The sequence below is a fragment of the Zhurongbacter thermophilus genome, from assembly GCF_026184435.1.
Lineage (GTDB): Bacteria > Coprothermobacterota > Coprothermobacteria > Coprothermobacterales > JAADFF01 > JAADFF01.
In genome coordinates this window covers 658,782-675,781 of sequence record NZ_CP046447.1, presented here as the reverse complement: position 1 = coordinate 675,781, position 17,000 = coordinate 658,782, and the positions used below count along the sequence as shown (strand labels likewise).

The 17,000-nt window shown below is 40.8% G+C and carries 15 protein-coding genes; 10 read left to right on the top strand and 5 right to left on the bottom strand.

Features of this window, described 5'->3' with window-relative positions:
- Nucleotides 1-55 precede the first annotated feature (55 nt).
- From GM182_RS03140 to GM182_RS03105, 8 genes are all read left to right on the top strand, one after another.
- On the top strand, nt 56-373 hold the full coding sequence (locus GM182_RS03140) for a (2Fe-2S)-binding protein (RefSeq protein ID WP_449187138.1): 318 nt from the start codon (nt 56-58) through the stop codon (nt 371-373).
- Nucleotides 363-1,457 carry an NAD(P)/FAD-dependent oxidoreductase gene (locus GM182_RS03135; protein WP_449187137.1) on the top strand — a complete coding sequence of 365 codons (1,095 nt, stop codon included), beginning with the start codon at nt 363-365 and terminating at the stop codon, nt 1,455-1,457. The genes GM182_RS03140 and GM182_RS03135 overlap by 11 nt, the downstream gene beginning before the upstream one ends.
- A complete protein-coding gene (locus GM182_RS03130) occupies nt 1,457-1,942 on the top strand; it encodes a 4Fe-4S dicluster domain-containing protein (RefSeq protein WP_449187136.1) in 486 nt (161 codons plus the stop codon). Before GM182_RS03135 ends, GM182_RS03130 begins: the two co-directional genes overlap by 1 nt.
- 6 nt (nt 1,943-1,948) lie before the next feature.
- Entirely contained in the window at nt 1,949-2,236 is a 288-nt protein-coding gene (locus tag GM182_RS03125; RefSeq protein WP_449187135.1) for a (2Fe-2S)-binding protein, read from the top strand.
- Nucleotides 2,229-3,398, top strand: a complete 1,170-nt coding sequence (locus GM182_RS03120) for an NAD(P)/FAD-dependent oxidoreductase (RefSeq protein ID WP_449187134.1) — start codon at nt 2,229-2,231, stop codon at nt 3,396-3,398. The genes GM182_RS03125 and GM182_RS03120 overlap by 8 nt, the downstream gene beginning before the upstream one ends.
- Nucleotides 3,399-3,421: 23 nt before the next feature.
- Nucleotides 3,422-5,260, top strand: coding sequence for an aldehyde ferredoxin oxidoreductase family protein (locus GM182_RS03115; protein ID WP_449187133.1), 1,839 nt, complete (start codon nt 3,422-3,424; stop codon nt 5,258-5,260).
- A gap of 80 nt (nt 5,261-5,340) precedes the next feature.
- Nucleotides 5,341-5,583 (top strand): ubiquitin family protein, encoded by a 243-nt coding sequence (locus tag GM182_RS03110; protein WP_449187132.1) that lies wholly within the window; start codon nt 5,341-5,343, stop codon nt 5,581-5,583.
- On the top strand, nt 5,583-6,305 hold the full coding sequence (locus tag GM182_RS03105; protein WP_449187131.1) for a lipoate--protein ligase family protein: 723 nt from the start codon (nt 5,583-5,585) through the stop codon (nt 6,303-6,305). Before GM182_RS03110 ends, GM182_RS03105 begins: the two co-directional genes overlap by 1 nt.
- A gap of 24 nt (nt 6,306-6,329) precedes the next feature.
- Here GM182_RS03105 and GM182_RS03100 read toward each other — a convergent pair whose 3' ends face one another.
- On the bottom strand, nt 6,330-7,625 hold the full coding sequence (locus tag GM182_RS03100; RefSeq protein ID WP_449187130.1) for a bifunctional folylpolyglutamate synthase/dihydrofolate synthase: 1,296 nt from the start codon (nt 7,623-7,625) through the stop codon (nt 6,330-6,332).
- Complete coding sequence (locus GM182_RS03095; protein ID WP_449187129.1) at nt 7,622-8,866, bottom strand: amidohydrolase; 1,245 nt, start codon at nt 8,864-8,866, stop codon at nt 7,622-7,624. The genes GM182_RS03100 and GM182_RS03095 overlap by 4 nt, the downstream gene beginning before the upstream one ends.
- A 76-nt stretch (nt 8,867-8,942) precedes the next feature.
- Between GM182_RS03095 and GM182_RS03090 the strand changes: the two genes are divergently transcribed.
- A complete protein-coding gene (locus GM182_RS03090; protein ID WP_449187128.1) occupies nt 8,943-10,793 on the top strand; it encodes a hypothetical protein in 1,851 nt (616 codons plus the stop codon).
- Entirely contained in the window at nt 10,790-11,656 is an 867-nt protein-coding gene (locus GM182_RS03085; protein ID WP_449187127.1) for a YitT family protein, read from the top strand. The genes GM182_RS03090 and GM182_RS03085 overlap by 4 nt, the downstream gene beginning before the upstream one ends.
- Here the strand turns inward: GM182_RS03085 and GM182_RS03080 are convergent.
- The 3 genes from GM182_RS03080 to gatB are packed head-to-tail and all read right to left on the bottom strand — an operon-like array spanning nt 11,631 to nt 17,000.
- Nucleotides 11,631-12,146 (bottom strand): hypothetical protein, encoded by a 516-nt coding sequence (locus tag GM182_RS03080; protein ID WP_449187126.1) that lies wholly within the window; start codon nt 12,144-12,146, stop codon nt 11,631-11,633. The two genes, GM182_RS03085 and GM182_RS03080, sit on opposite strands and share 26 nt — an antisense overlap.
- A gap of 2 nt (nt 12,147-12,148) precedes the next feature.
- Nucleotides 12,149-15,583, bottom strand: coding sequence for a DNA polymerase III subunit alpha (gene dnaE / locus GM182_RS03075; protein WP_449187125.1), 3,435 nt, complete (start codon nt 15,581-15,583; stop codon nt 12,149-12,151).
- Nucleotides 15,576-17,000, bottom strand: coding sequence for an Asp-tRNA(Asn)/Glu-tRNA(Gln) amidotransferase subunit GatB (gatB, locus tag GM182_RS03070; RefSeq protein WP_449187124.1), 1,425 nt, complete (start codon nt 16,998-17,000; stop codon nt 15,576-15,578). Before gatB ends, dnaE begins: the two co-directional genes overlap by 8 nt.

Below are 17,000 nucleotides of genomic sequence, written 5' to 3'. Positions count from 1 at the left end.
AAGTTATGCATAAATGATAGAATAACTTTGAAATAATTTCGGAGGGGGTGAAACCTTGAAACGCATAGAAAACCACCCCATTCTCACATTTAAGCGGGGAAAAAAGATTAAATTTTATTTTGAAGGCAAAGAAATGTGGGGGTACGAAGGAGATACTATTGCCTCAGCACTTGTTGCCAATGGAGTAAAAGTCTTCAGAGAAAGCATTAAATTACACAGACCTCGTGGTTTTTACTGTGCTATTGGTAACTGTTCCTCGTGTCTCATGACAGTAGACGGTGTACCCAATATCAGAACATGTATTACACCACTAAAGGAAGGTATGCACATTGAGCGTATCAAGGGAAAGGGGGCACTGCACTATGAAGACTGATGTTCTGGTTATAGGCGGTGGACCAGCCGGCATGAATGCCGCTATAGAAGCAGCCCGTGCAGGAGCCTCTGTGATACTCGTAGAAAGACAAGCTCACCTTGGAGGACAACTTGTTAAGCAAACTCATAAATTTTTTGGTTGGGCTGAAAAAGGTGCTGGCACAAGAGGCATACAACTGGCAGAAGAATGGGCAAGAGCAGTGGAAGAACATAAAAACATTACAGTACTATTATCCAGTGAAGCCATAGGACTTTATGACGATGGTGCATGGATGATAGAGCAAGAAGGAAAACTCATTCCTGTATATCCTAAAAAAGTCATTATAGCTGTTGGAGCTCAAGAGAAAACACTCCCCATAGAAAATGCTGACATTCCAGGTGTATATGGTGCAGGCGCTATCCAGACAATGATGCATGTATACGGCGTACTTCCCGGGGAAAAATATCTTATTGTAGGTGCCGGTAATATTGGTGTAATCTTGGCATATCAGCTAGCGCAAGCTGGTGCAGAAGTAAAAGCTGTTGTCGATGTGCTTCCTAGACTGGGGGGCGCATACTGGGTACATGTTACCAAGATTAGAAGAATGGGTATCCCGTTATATATGAAACATACCGTAATAGAAATTAAGGGCGATCAGTGGGTTGAAGGTGCTACTATTGCAGAAATCGATGAGAAATTTCAACCTATACCTGGAACAGAAAAAGAACTCGATGTTGACACAATAGCCATATCTATAGGACTGTCGCCACTAACCGATCTCATGTATCAGGCTGGAGTAGAACTTATATGGATACCAGAGCTTGGTGGACTTGTACCTGTTCACAGTGAAAACATGAGGACAACTAAGCCAAATATATATGTGGCGGGAGATGCCTCGGGTATTGAGGAGGCCACGACTGCAGCACTTGAAGGCAAAATAGCCGGTGCTGTCGCAGCCAAAGATCTTGGTCTAACAGTTAACGACAGTGATATCGAAGAATGGAAGAGTGAACTAGGACAACTTAGAGATGCACCACTACTGGAAAGATTGCGTCACGGACTTCATAAGCTGCATGAAGCAGCTAAGGAAAGGGGGCTACAGTAATGCTTCCTATCGATGGAATACCTACCAAAGAAGATATCCTTGCCAAGGCACCGCCCGTAGAGCGTATGAAAAAAGGTGCAGTGGCAATGATTGAATGTTGGCAAGAAATACCATGTAACCCATGTGTTGTATCCTGTCCTACTGGTGCCATTACAATGGAAAGTCTCACAGCTATTCCTCAGATAGATTTCGAAAAATGTATAGGCTGTGCCTTGTGTGTTGCAGCATGTCCTGGCCTTGCGATATTGCTGGTAGATAGCAGCAAGGAAGATGGAGAGCGAGTATCTATACCTTATGAATTCCCACTACCCGAAGTTGGCGAAACTGTAGATTGCCTTAATCATGAAGGAAAAGTTATATGTGAGGGCGTGATAGAAAAAGTTGTACATTTACCTGCCGTAAATAAAAAGGACAAGACACCTATTGTAACCATTAAGGTGCCAAAGGGCTATGCCCTTCAGGTGCGTTTCTTTAATAGGAGGTGAAGCCCTATGGATCCTGAAAAGGTAATCGTATGTCGTTGTGAAGATGTAACACTGGCAGATATTAGAAGGGCTATATACGAGCTAGGGTACACCACATACGATGAAGTAAAGAGATATACCAGAGCAGGGATGGGGCCATGTGGAGGAAAAACTTGTAGACCCATCATTCTCAAAGAACTAGCCCGATATTGGAAAACAACCCCGGACAAAGTCCCCATGAGAGCAACTATGATTAGACCTCCTATGAAAAATATTACATTCGCCACCGCTGTGGAGGTGGAAAGTGATGAGTAAAACATATGACTACATAGTTGTTGGAGCAGGTATTAGTGGAGCTGTAGTTGCCTATGAGCTCGCCAAAAGAAATGCTGGTTCTATACTCATTCTTGATAAAGACTTTCCCACTGCAGGAGCTACAGGTTCTTGTGCCGCAGGCATCAGAGCACAGTTTGGCACAGAGTTTAATGTCAATCTTATGAAAATATCTTTAGAAAAATTTGAACATCTCCACGAAGAACTTGACTATCCCAAAGATCTCATAGGGCTTCACCAAGGTGGATACCTTGTGCTTGCCTACTCTGAAGAAGAAATGGAAAACTTGAAGAGAAACGTTGAAGTCCAGCGCAAGATAGGCATAAACACCGAAATACTTACATCAGAAGAAGTCCATTACAGGTGGCCTATGCTCCGTCTTGACGGGGTTGTAGGAGCCACATATCATGCCAGAGACGGACATGCAGACCCATTTTATACAACATTTGCATACATTGAGGCGGCAAAACGATTGGGAGCTGAGTTGAGAAAACATACTCCTGTTCTGAAGCTTCTAACAGAGGAAGAAAAAGTTGTTGGGGTGGAAACCCCTGATGGCCCTATATACGGTGGCAATGTTATTGTAGCTGCAGGAACATGGTCTACCAAACTATTAAAAGATATAGGAGTAGATATTCCACTGTGGGCTGAAAAACACGAAATCCTTATTACCGAACCACTTGCAAGATTCTTAGACCCCATGGTTATATCATTCTCCAAAGACTTCTATGCTCAACAGAGACCACATGGTGGTTTTATCATGGGTATCTCTCCAGACAATCCCGAACAGTGGTTTGATCCCAATGACTATAATATTCATTCTTCATGGCACTTCTTAAAGAAGATGGCATCTACTATTCTTGATGTCATGCCCTTTCTTAAAGATGTTCATATTGTTAGGCAGTGGGCAGGATTTTATGATATGACAACAGACCATCATCACATTGTAGGACCTATTGATGCCTATGATGGTCTATGGATACTAGCCGGTGGTTCGGGACACGGGTTTATGTTCGGTCCATCTATAGGAATGATATTAGCAGAGTGGATTGTAGGTGAAGAACTTGCCTACGATATTACCAAGCTCAACTGGAAACGCTTTAAAGAAGGGAAATTGGTCATTGAGCCTGCTGTTGTAGGCTAAAAATATACGGGAGGTGAGCCGTTATGCTCTATGGTTATGCGGGGAAAATAGCAAGAATTAATTTGAAGAACAGAACAGTAAAGGTTGATGAGGTCACCGAAGAAATGGCAAGAAACTGGATTGGTGGCCGTGGTTTTATCGCTTACTATGTATGGAAAGAACAAAAAGGTGTTAAGCCACTAACCCCAGAACACAATCTCTATCTTATGACAGGTCCTCTATCTGGTACAGAAACACCTGGTTCTGGTAAGTTTGACATTGGTCATCTATCCCCACTAACAGGTGGATACGGTGATTCTAATGTTGGTGGAAAAATTTCAAAGGCCATGAGAGACGCCGGCTGGGACGGCCTTATTCTTGAAGATATTTCTCCAGAACCTGTTGTTATCTATATTGAAGATGACAAGATAGAGTTTGTAGATGCATCTGACTTATGGGGAAAAGGAACATTTGAGGTAGAAGAAATTCTCAAAGAAAGATACGGTCAGAATGCAGAGATACTTGTCATAGGCCCTGCTGCCGAAAATCTTGCAAAATTTTCCATGATTCATCATGACCTCGGCAGACAGGCAGGTCGTACTGGTGTCGGTACAACAATGGGCTTCAAAAAGGTCAAAGCCATTGTCGTTAAGGGTTCTGGTGGCAAGATCCAGTATGCAAGGGACGAAGAGTTCAAGAAAATTGCCAGAGAGGCAATTGTTGCATGCACCAAATCCGACAATTACCAGTTCTGGGTAAAATACGGCACAACTTCTGTCGTCCAGTGGTCTAATGAAAACGGTGCTTTTCCCACACGCAACTTCTTTACATCATACCTTGAAAATTATGAGAAAATAGATGGTCGTTATATGATAGAAACCTATGATGTCAAGCATAAAGGTTGTTATAACTGTCCTTCTCCATGCGGTAAGGTAATGAGGTTTACATACCGTGGTAAGGAATATGTTGTTGAAGGTCCTGAGTACGAGACATTGGCACTGATGGGTGGCAACCTTGGTATCAACACCGATGTTGCAGATGTGGCATATCTCAACTGGGTTACAGACAACCTCGGTCTTGATACAATTTCTGCCGGTGCCGTCATCGGTTGGGCAATTGAAGCATTCCAGAAAGGTATTATTCCTAAATCCATGGTAGACGGCAGAGAGCTCAAATGGAATGATGTTGAGACAGCTGAGTATCTTCTCGAGAAGATTGCATACAGAGAAGGCATTGGAAAAATACTTGCTGAAGGTGTTAAGTACGCTGCGGAGTTCTTCGGTGCCGGCCACGAATTTGCCATGCAGGTCAAAGGACAGGAAATCTCTGGTTATGAGTCCAGATGGGCACCAGGCATGATGCTTGCGTATGCTACAGCCGACATAGGTGCACACCATAACAGGGCATGGGCTATAACATATGATATCTCTGTTGGTCACAAGATTACACCTGAGACAGCCGACAAGGTTATTGAACTTCAGCATATTAGACCAATGTTTGATATGTTGACAACATGCCGTCTGCAGTGGGTAGAGCTTGGGCTTGACCTTGAATACTATGCTAAACTCCTCTCTGCAGCAACAGGCATTGACTGGACACTTCAGGATATGCTGAAAGCTTCCGAGCGTGTATGGAATCTTACACGTATGATTTGGTTCAGACACAAACCGGGCTTTGGCAGATCTTGGGACTATCCACCAAAGAGATGGATGGAAGAGCCTGTTCCTAGCGGCCCTGCTAAGGGAGCCGTTATTCCCAAAGAAGACTTTGACAAACTGTTAGATGACTACTATGCAAAGCGTGGCTGGGACAAGAACGGAAAACCAACAAAAGAGAAACTCCAGGAACTCGGAATATTGGAATTTATCGAAGAGAACATGTAATAATATGATCTCATCTGAAAACAAAAGCCCCGCACGTGCGGGGCTTTTGTTAATGCTACAATACCACCGGAGGTGGTGTTATGAAAATCACAATAAAGGTAGCAGGACATGCCAAAGAATACATATCAGGTGGCAAATCTGAAATTACCCTAGATATAGATGTTCCATTTACCCCTAATGAACTCATAGAAAAATTGGGTATTAATAAAGGACTTGTTAGTGCCATTACAGTTGGCGATACTATTAAACGATGGAATGAGCCAATAACAGAAGAAGACATTAAAAAAGGTATTACCATCATATCCCCAGTAGGTGGTGGCTAATGGTACTAAGACATGTCCTGACGGAAAGCGAAAACGGGCATCTGCTTATGGCTATAGACTGGCATATTATTAGCGAAAATATACCAAGCCTTCACACATTCACATGGCACCCCCATGCTATAAGTCTCGGATATCTCCAAGACACATCGGGGCTCAACAAAGAGTTTATACTTCAGCAAGGTTATGTGGTAGTAAGGAGACCAACAGGAGGCAAAGCTGTTATCCACGATGGCGATATATCTATTGCCCTTTATCTACCCGCAGAGCTTTTACCCAGAAGGGCAAAAGAGGCATATGCAGAAATGTCAGATATCCTTCGAGAAGCACTTTTTCAACTAACAGAACTTCCTTTATCACGTACAACAGAAGATAATTATCAGAATCACGAAGGATGTTTTTCCTCATCAACAGGCTATGAAATAGGCATAAATGGTAGGAAAATTGCAGGTATCGCTGTTAGGAAAACACGGAAAGGCATGCTTATGCATGCCTCTATAAGAATGTTTCCATTTATTGAAAACGCCGGTATGGTATTCTCACCTCCAGAAATTATGAAGGGAACATCATTCAAGGAACATGGGAAAGTCTTTACACCAACACAACTTCATCAAATCATTTTAGAAATTATCAGCAACATATATAAACTTACTCCCCAGAAATGGGAGATAGATAAAAATGAGATACTGAGTATATATAGAGACAAGGTAAAGGTAGATATATAAAGGGAGGCAAAGCCTCCCTTTTTCTTATTTTTTAAAAGCTTTTACTACATGGGGACGCCAATCTCCTACCATATAAAGCGAACCGGCAAATAAAATCTTATCTTCATCGGCAATCTCTCTGATAACTGACTCTTTATCTTCATTAATTACAACGTTATTTATACCTAACTCTTCAAGACGTTTTTTCAGCTGTTGTGCAGGAAGTGCCCTCTTGCTAGGTGGTGTAACAAGTATCCACCGCTTTGCATAAGGAGACAATAGTGAAACAATCTCATCAACATTCTTATCCCCAAGAACACCAAATACAACGGTGAAATCTGTTAAACCTAATTTCTTCAGCGTAGATGTTAGTGCTTTCATACCGTGTGGATTGTGTGCTCCATCCATAATAACTAGTGGACTGCGAGATATAACTTCAAAACGACCTTTGTGAAAAGCCTTACTAAGTCCCCGTCTTATAGAATCTTCTGTAATTTCCTTATATCTATCTGAAAGCATATAAGCTCCGGCAAACGCTACGGCACCATTTACAGTCTGATGGAGTCCAATAAGAGATGTCTTGACATCCTTGTATACCCTGCCATCAAGATACAAGTCAAACACTGTTCCATCAAGAGAAACATCTTTAACACTCTTCACATAGAAATCTTTTCCATACCATAGCGTCGGTATTCGCAGGTTGGATAGCCTATACCTCACAAATTTATGGGCACCTTTACGCAGTGGACCAACAACACCATATGGTACACCACGACGAAAGACATAACGCGCCTCACGAGCTATATTTTGTATGCTTCCACCAAGAGTTTTTAGGTGGTCAAGGTCAAGAGAGACAAGTATCGACAGTTCGGGATTAATAATATTGGTGGCATCGTACTTTCCTTCTATTCCCACCTCTATAACACCGAAGTCTACTCCTCTCCTTTTTAGGTATTCTAAAGCCGCAGATGTCATAATTTCAAACAGTGTGGGTTCCTCTCCAAGAAGCTTTCCCACCTTTTCTACATACTGGGCCACATAAGAAATAACATCTGCAAGGTCTTCCTCTGGTATTTCCTCACTATTCACAACAATTCTCTCTCTCCAGTGTTCGATATGAGGAGATATATTGTATCCCCACGAATACCCAGATTCTCCTAATATAGATGACATATACATAACAACTGATCCTTTACCATTAGTACCACTAACGTGAACTGTTTTATACTCCCTATAAGGATGGTCCATGAGATCCATAAGTTTTTCCATACGGTAAAATCGTAAGGTTTTGGGCATCCATGCCTTGTGAAGTAGATAATCTATTGCCTCTTCATATGTCAAGTTTCATACACCACCTTTCCACTAGATATAACTTTTTTCACTTTTATTGGGAATATGTCCCACTCTACCCTATATATATCTAGGTCAGTAAAAAGGCCAAGATAGCGCATATTCCCTGCTGTATACAAGTCTACAGCCTTACCCAAAGACACACTAGCAGGCTCAAGATTTACATCTTTCCAATATTTATCATTGATTAAGCCATCTATAACATCGATAGGACTTACACCGTACACTGGAGCATCTGTGCCAATAAGAGTAAATGTAGAATCGATTAGCTCTTTCCACCTATATCCATAAGCCATACGATGTCTTCCCACCCGCTCAATAGCCCAGGGTATTTCTGGTGAAAAAGTGGGCTGAATAGAGGCATAGAGCCCCATATCGGTAATATCCTTGATAGCGCCAGGATACATAATTTGTAAATGTTCTATCCTATGCCTATGTGGACGGGGACTCTCTGCCAGTACATGTCTGTACACCCTCATTACCTGCTCAAGCGCTCTATCACCTATAACATGGATGGAAATATCATATCCAGCATCGTGCCACTGCTTCATCTTCATATATAAATGCTCATCATCCCAGTTAAGAATACCTTTTTCACCCGGGCTATCAGAATACTCGTCAATCATAGCAGCAGTACGAGCCCCAAGACTACCATCGGCAAAGAGTTTCAGTCCCAAACATCGCTGTTTACCAAAGCAATCCAGAGGATCGTACTGACTTTTAACAAAGTAAAAATAGAGAAACCCTATATCTTCAGCAACATGGGACATAAATTCTCCATCATCAGGTGATACACCCATCTCTACACCGCCAACGATACCCATGGAAAGCAGATACGTAAACATATCTCTGACGATATTCTTCTTAACATCTTTATAGCTATCAAACACCTTATCTATAACTGTCCAGACCCCCTCTTCTACAACACTACCATCATCCGCAATCTGAAGCCCCTCACCAAAACGTTTAACGGCTTCTGCATTCATCCACAGTTTATGGAGACAAGTACGAATAACGATTACAGGAACATCAGGAAAATACCTCGTTAGCACATCTCCACCGCTGAATCCTTCATACTCCACAAAGTGGTAACCTAAAATAGGTTCATTAGCTTTTTCAAGAGCATCTACTAAAGATTTTTCATCTTGAACATTCTTCAAGTCCACGGCACTGCGAAAATATGCCAATTGAAGCGGATGGAAATGAGCATCAATAAATGGCAAAGTAACCATCTTATAAACACCTCCCTCCCTATACAACTATGATAATATACATATTAAACAAGGGATATCATAGGGGGGCTGTGATATGGAAACAGAAAATGGAAAACTAATCTTTTCACATATCTCTATTCAAGGAAAAGACAAAAGTGCCAACACCGATAAAGTATCAGGTTTTTTTGAAGAAAACAAGCTAGCTATAGTTCTTGTAGACCCTTCAACAGGCAGTAGTTGGGGAGAGAACTTTGCTTCTCTTCTTGCCGGTAGCATATCGGACGGCCTTCAAGAACTAATGACAGATGAGTTTCTACAAAAAGATATCACAGAAATTGAAGAAGAGATCAAAAGGCTTATCAAAGATAAAGTCAAAGAGGCTGGAAACTCTATTCCACATTTCACACTCACCACAGCAGGTGAAGTAAATGTACATCTTGCTGTCCTAGTATGGTTCAACAACACAATTATTTCTCTAGCAGCGGGTAAAGTATCTATTTATAAAGTTGAGGATCACCAACTTAAAGCCATATATCTCCTTATGGATAAGCCCCCCATAAAGATGAATATCACCGGTAATATAACAAAGTTTGCACTCGCCATCAATTCATTTGATGCAACAGATAAACTCTCTTCTACAATTGTCGCATCTGACGGTTTTTATACTTTTTTGAAAAACCCTAAGATACATAATTTGCTTGCTCGAGTTGATTCTCCCAGAAGCATACTGACCAAACTTGAAGAATATCTAAATACACACAAACCTGATGATAACGCTACCATCATTATTGCATGGCGTGAAAAGGAAATAGAAGAAATTCCTGCAGAAGAACTACCTACATTATCGACAAAGACCATGGCAGCAGGAATATTAGCAGGACAAACTGCAAGCAAAGTTCCCTCAGACTATCGTAAAACCTATGACAAGACTACAGTTGAAAAATTAACACAAACACTTCGCAATATACAAGAAACAGAAATAGGACAAGAAATAGCAAAACAAAAAGAAGATAAAAGAAAAAGGAAGAAAAAGAAATCATCACGACTTCTAGCCCAACCGAGAGAAAGACGAGAGATTTCACCTATCATAGCAATAATAATAGTCATCTTATTTATCCTATTATTTGGAGGCTTCTTATATATTCGATATGGAGATACTATTAAGCAATATTTCTCAAGTACTACGCATACAGAACAATCCTACAACAATAATGGAAAGCAATCAACTTCAACCACAAACAATGGAAACAATTCGGGAACAGGTAGCACCACGGCAACCAACACTAATACTTCGTCTACAACAGTTATAACACCAACAACAGGAAACACCTCTACCACATCAGAAACAGAAACATCTACAACATCAGAGACTACCGGTGGAACAGTCACATCTTCTACTGCAAGTACTACAACATCTACAGAACAGATAACAAGCGAGCTAAAAACATTCTCTGCTATCACCAAACCTTCTGGTCTCCGGATAACCTTAATACAAACAGACAACAAAGGCAATCAGATAAAGGTTATTAAAAGTTGCAAAGCACCATGTACTATAAAAGCCCCTATAGACATGAAAAACCCTATGTTCGTAGCGATGTATATGGGCTCTGTATGTGCTTCCTACCCTAAACCAAACGGTACAGGATGGACAATAGCCGACCTGAAAGATAAAATCATACTAGACTGCAGATACATCGCCGAAGAAGACCCTGAAAAACCCATTCTGTTAACGACAAATCCCTCCAATATTAGGATAAAGATATTTGATGCTTCCGGAAAAGAGATATTTAGTGCACTATCGCCGGTACGAATACCTGTAATGGGGGACAAAGATGAATACATCACAATAAAAGCCTTTATTAAAGGCAAACAATGCGCCGCATATAAGGGCACATGGTCAGACGCCGTAAAACTTAAACATATACATCTTGTGTGTAAACAATGAAGGCAAAGCTAACATTTAAGGACATAAAGGATTATGTTGTTATCGTTATAGGAGCCCTTGTAGCTGCTTTTGGTGTTGCTGTATTTTTAAAACCATATGGACTAATACCAGGTGGTATTAGTGGTATAAGCTTAATCATCAATGAACTAACGGGCTTACCGGTATCACTCACACTTATACCCGCTAACATTGTTATCTTTTTACTGGGTTTTAAGTACCTTGGCACGAGTACAGGTACTCGATCAATACTTGGAATGCTTGTGTATTCCTTCGGGTTAGACTTTTTTATAAAAGCATTTCCACATCAACTAACAAGTGATGTCATACTAGCTATTCTGTATGCAGGTGCTATACAGGGATTCGCCTATGCAATGATATATTCTTCAGGTGGTTCTACTGGCGGAACAGATATTCTAGCTTTAATAGCAAATAAATACTTCGACATACCTATAGGTAAATTCCAACTGGCATTTAACACAGCACTAGCCACCGTGAACGGTATTATATTCCGTTCTGCAGATAAAGTACTTCTAACAATATTCGCCTTCTTTGTATCTTCTTATAGCTTAGACGTAGCTCTAACAGGTATTCACAGCACAAAAACCCTCCTCATCATTAGTGACCACGTTGAGGAAATATCAACATTCATCATGAAGGAAATGCGCAGAGGAGTAACCTTTATCCCAATAATAGGAGGATATACAGGAAAGAAAAGGATAATGATAATGACAACAGTACGAAAAACCCAGGTGCCTCGGGTCAAACGTATGATTCATAACCTTGATCCCGAGGCATTTATGATGATTTTTGAGCCCTCAGAAGTATGGGGACACGGCTTTAGAGTCCCAGAGACGAAGAAATAAACATACCAAGAACCATAATAAGGGTATACATTACTAGCATCTCGGGATACATAAGAGCATAGATAATACCAATAAAAACCGCAAAGTATATCATTAGCAAAACACCTAATCCCATACACGCCTCATCAATATACCCACTTCTAAAGTAATCTATAACTTTATCCAATTTGGCAGAAAATGCAACTATAGGCCTAGAACATCTTAAATACCTTTCCCAGTCTATCCATAAATTGTGAGCCATACGAGATGTTGACACCTTGATAAAGGCAAATATCAAAGAGGAAAAAACTAAAGATCCTATCAGAACCGCAAGTGTTGGAATACCAATAAGAATATATGTTAAAAGAGCTACCTCCACCAGTGGTATAAGTGGAGCATACCATATTCTCCCTAGCTGTCCTTTAAAAAACAAGACAAAGGTATCAAACCAATACCGCAATGCCATAACACTTTTTCTATATATTGCTCTCCACGAAGGGCAGCCATACATAATCATCCCTCCTCTATATGAAACTCTTCAATTCCCATAGTCATAAGAATTTTCTTCAGTGTACCTATAGAATCTATACCAAAACGAGAATCGAGGAGTCTACTAACATTACCTCCATCTTTTAGTGGAAGATGCAATTCAACAAGGTAGCGCTTGTTCTTTATTTTTTTCAGTTCTACAGACAATCTCACAAGCAAATCCCTGTGCCACGCATAGGCAGGTAGTTTTACAAGCAATGTAGGCAATGCCACTATTTCTCCTCGTAATTCCTCTAGTGGATAGAATTTCTTGACCTTATCCAGAAAGTACATGATTTCACCATCTCTGCGCTTCAGGGCAGTAATTGACATATGCAAAACACCGGGCTTCTCTTTATATTCTTGTATATCAATAAGGTTCTTACCTCGCACATAAACCTTAATCTTACCCGTAAGGTCTTCTACGTCGGCTATTCCCAGCAAGCTACCACCAGATTTCTTTTCCTTCAGTGCCGTAATCATACCAAGCACTTCGAATTTAGCAGCATCCTCAAAATCCTCTTCTTCTTGCACACGAGTCAGAGGTAATGCACCAAGCTCTTTTCTCAGCACCTTAATCCTACTTGCCACATCTTGTAGAGGATGATACTTCAAATAAAAGCCCAGTGCTGTAAACTCCATCTCACCATGGGTAGGCACCTCTATATCATCTATGCCCGGCATATCTTCACCAAAAAGAGACTGAGACATACCACCAGAAACACCAGATTTAAACTTCTTTAATAAAGTAGTTCTATCTCCAAACCTATCAGCTGCCCCAGCTTTGATAAGCATCTCTATAGAACCAGATTTAACACCTGCGGATAAAGCCCTGGATACAAAATCGTCAAAGTCTTTAAATGGTCCATTCTTTTCTCTTTCGCCAACAAGTTTCTCCAATTCTTTTTCTCCTACTCCTTTGACAATAACCAGTGATGCCCTTACTGCTCCTTTCCCTTCACCATCATATACAGGAACAAAATGTCTGACATCACTTTCGTTCACATCAGGCGGAAGAACGGTAATCCCCATATCTTGGGTGGCAACAATATACTTCACTAACTTATCAGTGTTACCAGCAACACTGGTAAGCACTGCAGACATATATTCCAAAGGATAATGATATTTGAGCCAACCTGTCCAATATGTCACAAGAGCATAGGCAGCAGAGTGAGATTTATTGAAACCATATTCGGCAAATTTCACAATAACTTCCCATATCTCTTCCATAAGCTCCCTACTGTAGCCTTTGTTTACACCACCTTCTATAAACTCCTCTTTCATCTGCATCATGACCTTCAACTTCTTCTTACCTATAGCACGACGTAAGATATCTGCTTTACCAAGGGTAAAGCCAGCCATTTTAGAGGCTATCTGCATAATCTGCTCCTGATAGACAATGACACCATATGTCTCATCAAGAATATCCTTGAGATCAGGATGATAGTAATCTACCTCTTCAAGCCCATGCTTACGGCGAATATACATATCGGCACCGCCCGAGGCTAAGGTGCCAGGCCTAAACAGTGCAAGTGCTGCAATAAGATCTTCAAATCTTGAAGGCTTTAGTCGCATAACAAATGCTCTAAAACCCTCACTTTCCATCTGAAATACACCAAGCACATTACCCTCTGCGATCATCTTATATACATTCTCATCTGTAGGATCTTTAGCAAGCTCAAGAAGATCCACTTTCACACCGTGAAACCTCTCAATAAGGTCCAAAGCGTCTTGAATAATTGTCAAGTTTCTTAGTCCTAAAAAGTCCATCTTCAAAAGTCCTACAGATTCAACTTCGTCTTTGGCATATTGTGTAATAAACCCTGTAACTGATGAAGCATCATACTGAAGTGGAACATACTCCGTAAGTGGTGCATCACCAATAACCACACCTGCAGCATGGGTAGATGAGTGTCTAGGGAAACCCTCTATTTTCATAGCAGTATTAATAATATCTCTAACCCTTTCATCGGATTCATACAATTCTTTTAACGCCTGAGATTCTTCAAGAGCTTTCTTTATAGATGCACCCTGTGGTATGGCTTTAGACACCTTATCAACAAGAGATAGAGGATAACCCTTTACCCTTCCAACGTCTCTAACCGCAGCCTTTGATGCCATGGTTCCGAATGTGATAATCTGGGCTACCTTATCTTCTCCATACAAGTCTGAAACATGCCTAATAACCTCGTCACGGCGAGCAGCATCAAAGTCAACATCAATATCTGGCATAGTTACACGCTCAGGATTAAGGAAACGCTCAAACAGAAGTCCCCACCTGAGAGGATCGATATCTGTAATACCAATAAGGTACGAAACCAAAGAGCCCGCCGCAGAACCTCTACCAGGGCCTACCATAACGCCATTCTCCTTAGCCCAGATAATGTATTCCCTAACAATGAGGAAATAACCGGCAAATCCCATACGGGATATCATATCAAGCTCATAGTTCATCCGCTCTACAATATCATCGGTTACTTTATCGTATCGTTTATGAAGACCCTGCTCGGCAAGATATCTAAGATACTCTTCTTCAGATGAAAAACCATCTGGTAACGGATATCTTGGAACATGGTATACTCCGGTTTCTATATCAAACTCTATCATATCGGCAACCTTTAATGTATTTTCTATAGCTTCAGGGATACCGAATCTTTCTGCAAATATTTCCCACATCTGCTGAGGAGACTTCACATAAAACTCATGATGCTGAGAAAATACACCAAAGTCGTCTGCCTTGCCATTTCTACTGGCTATAGCCATCAAAACTTGCTGAACTTCCCAATCTTCAGGTTTTGTATAATGGCTATCGTTAGTAGCCAGAAGAGGAATACCTGTACGACGAGATATTTCCTTCATACCCTCTATAACCGTTTCCTCTTCATCCATATTGTGGTACATAACTTCAAGGTAGAAATGATCTTTGCCGAATACCTCTTGATACCATAAAGCAACCTTTTCTGCGGCATCAATACCCTCTGTAAGTATCTTCTGTGCTACCTCACCCATAACACAGGCACTTGACGCAATAATGCCATCACTGTGCTCTATCAGCCAAGATTTTTCAATACGCGGCCTGTAGTAAAAACCATCCTTGAATGCCCGAGAAAGAAGATAGTTGATATTTTTATATCCCTGCTTATTTTTTGCAAGAAGTATAAGATGATAGTATTTAGAATTCTTATCCTTTACAGATACATCATCTGTTACATATGCCTCCACACCAATAATAGGTTTTACCCCATAATTTTTCGCCTTCTGGGAAAACTCAACAGCTCCATACATTACACCATGATCAGTCACAGCAATAGATTTCATGCCCAATTCTGCTGTACGGGCAAGCAAATCATCTATACGAGAGGCACCATCAAGCAAACTATAGGCCGTATGCACATGAAGATGCACAAAGTCTTTAGACACGCTCAAGCTCCTCCCCAAGCAATTTCTTGACAGTAGCGGCAGGCACTTTTCCACCGAATGCCTTCATGCACTGTCCCATCAAGAAACCAAATACGGATTTCTTACCATCCTTGTACTTTTGAACAATGTCTGGATTTTTAGCCAGTATATCTCTAATGGTCTTTCGAATATCTTCTTCAGAAATACTGGGACCACTGAACTCAGCCTCATAAATCTCCTTAGGTTCCTTATTTTGCGATATAGCTTTTCTAATAATTTTCTTGGCAATGGAGTTATCGATCTTTCCATCACTAATGAGCTTATGTAGGTACACAACCCAATCTTTGTGCCTATCCTCCAGCGATAAACCAGATTTCTCCAATTGCCCTTTTATTTCATCAAGGTACATAGACACGGCAAATTTAGGAGGCACACCCTTTTCTATGAGATATTTTAGTGCCTTGTAAATCTCAGGAGAATATACAATAAAGCCGACCTTTTTCTCATCAATATTCCAAGAATTTACCTCTTTATACAGTTTGTGAAGATCATCAAATTCAGGTTCAATATCTATAACTTCCTGTTCGAGCTCAAACGGTGGAATATCTGGTTCTGGGAAATATCTATAGTCATCACTCGTCTCTTTCCTACGCATAACAAGGGTTTTTCCCGATGCCTCATCCCACATACGAGTCTCTTGATATATAGTCTCTCCTGTCTCAAGAGCATGAATTTGTCTTTGTATCTCGTATTCAAGGGCATCATGAATAGCTTTAAAAGAATTCATATTCTTAATTTCAACCTTTGTACCCAGTTTATCAGGTGCTGTGGACACTGATATATTAACATCTGCCCTCATCTCACCCTTTTCCATATTAGCCTCAGAAACCCCAAGGTAACGGGCAAGAGCCTGAAGGGTTTTAAGGTACTCTACCCCCTCATCGGGATCATGTATATCAGGATAACTAACAATCTCAGCTAATGGCACTCCACTTCTATTGTAATCAACCATGAGGAATGCATTTTCTCCCTGTCTACCAGTCTCGCTATCATAAAGAGTCTTCGCAGCATCTTCTTCTACATGTAGTCTAATAATACGGATTTTCTTGCCACTTTCAGCAAGTACAAGATAGCCATCCTCCATTAGAGGAGGTTCATGCTGTGTAATCTGATAACCCTTTGGGAGGTCTGGATAGAAATAATTTTTACGGGCAAATATCACGGTCTTGTTAATTTTTCCATTCAATGCTTTGGCCATTTTGATGGCATATTTGAATGCCTCCTTGTTAGGTACTGGTAACGCTCCTGGGTATCCCAAACACACAGGACATATATGTGTATTGGGTTCCCCTTCCTCTGTACTACAAGAGCAGAACATTTTTGTCTTTGTGGCAAGTCTTATATGAACTTCAAACCCTATATGAACATAGTATTCCAC

What these genes read in the sequence shown, in the direction of transcription:
- GM182_RS03135 (WP_449187137.1), top strand. Translation starts at nt 363, where the DNA reads ATGAAGACTGATGTTCTGGTTATAGGCGGTGGACCAGCCGGCATGAAT.
- GM182_RS03130 (WP_449187136.1), top strand. Translation starts at nt 1,457, where the DNA reads ATGCTTCCTATCGATGGAATACCTACCAAAGAAGATATCCTTGCCAAG.
- GM182_RS03125 (WP_449187135.1), top strand. Translation starts at nt 1,949, where the DNA reads ATGGATCCTGAAAAGGTAATCGTATGTCGTTGTGAAGATGTAACACTG.
- GM182_RS03120 (WP_449187134.1), top strand. Translation starts at nt 2,229, where the DNA reads ATGAGTAAAACATATGACTACATAGTTGTTGGAGCAGGTATTAGTGGA.
- GM182_RS03115 (WP_449187133.1), top strand. Translation starts at nt 3,422, where the DNA reads ATGCTCTATGGTTATGCGGGGAAAATAGCAAGAATTAATTTGAAGAAC.
- GM182_RS03110 (WP_449187132.1), top strand. Translation starts at nt 5,341, where the DNA reads ATGAAAATCACAATAAAGGTAGCAGGACATGCCAAAGAATACATATCA.
- GM182_RS03105 (WP_449187131.1), top strand. Translation starts at nt 5,583, where the DNA reads ATGGTACTAAGACATGTCCTGACGGAAAGCGAAAACGGGCATCTGCTT.
- GM182_RS03095 (WP_449187129.1), bottom strand. Translation starts at nt 8,866, where the DNA reads ATGGTTACTTTGCCATTTATTGATGCTCATTTCCATCCGCTTCAATTG.
- GM182_RS03090 (WP_449187128.1), top strand. Translation starts at nt 8,943, where the DNA reads ATGGAAACAGAAAATGGAAAACTAATCTTTTCACATATCTCTATTCAA.
- GM182_RS03085 (WP_449187127.1), top strand. Translation starts at nt 10,790, where the DNA reads ATGAAGGCAAAGCTAACATTTAAGGACATAAAGGATTATGTTGTTATC.
- GM182_RS03080 (WP_449187126.1), bottom strand. Translation starts at nt 12,146, where the DNA reads ATGTATGGCTGCCCTTCGTGGAGAGCAATATATAGAAAAAGTGTTATG.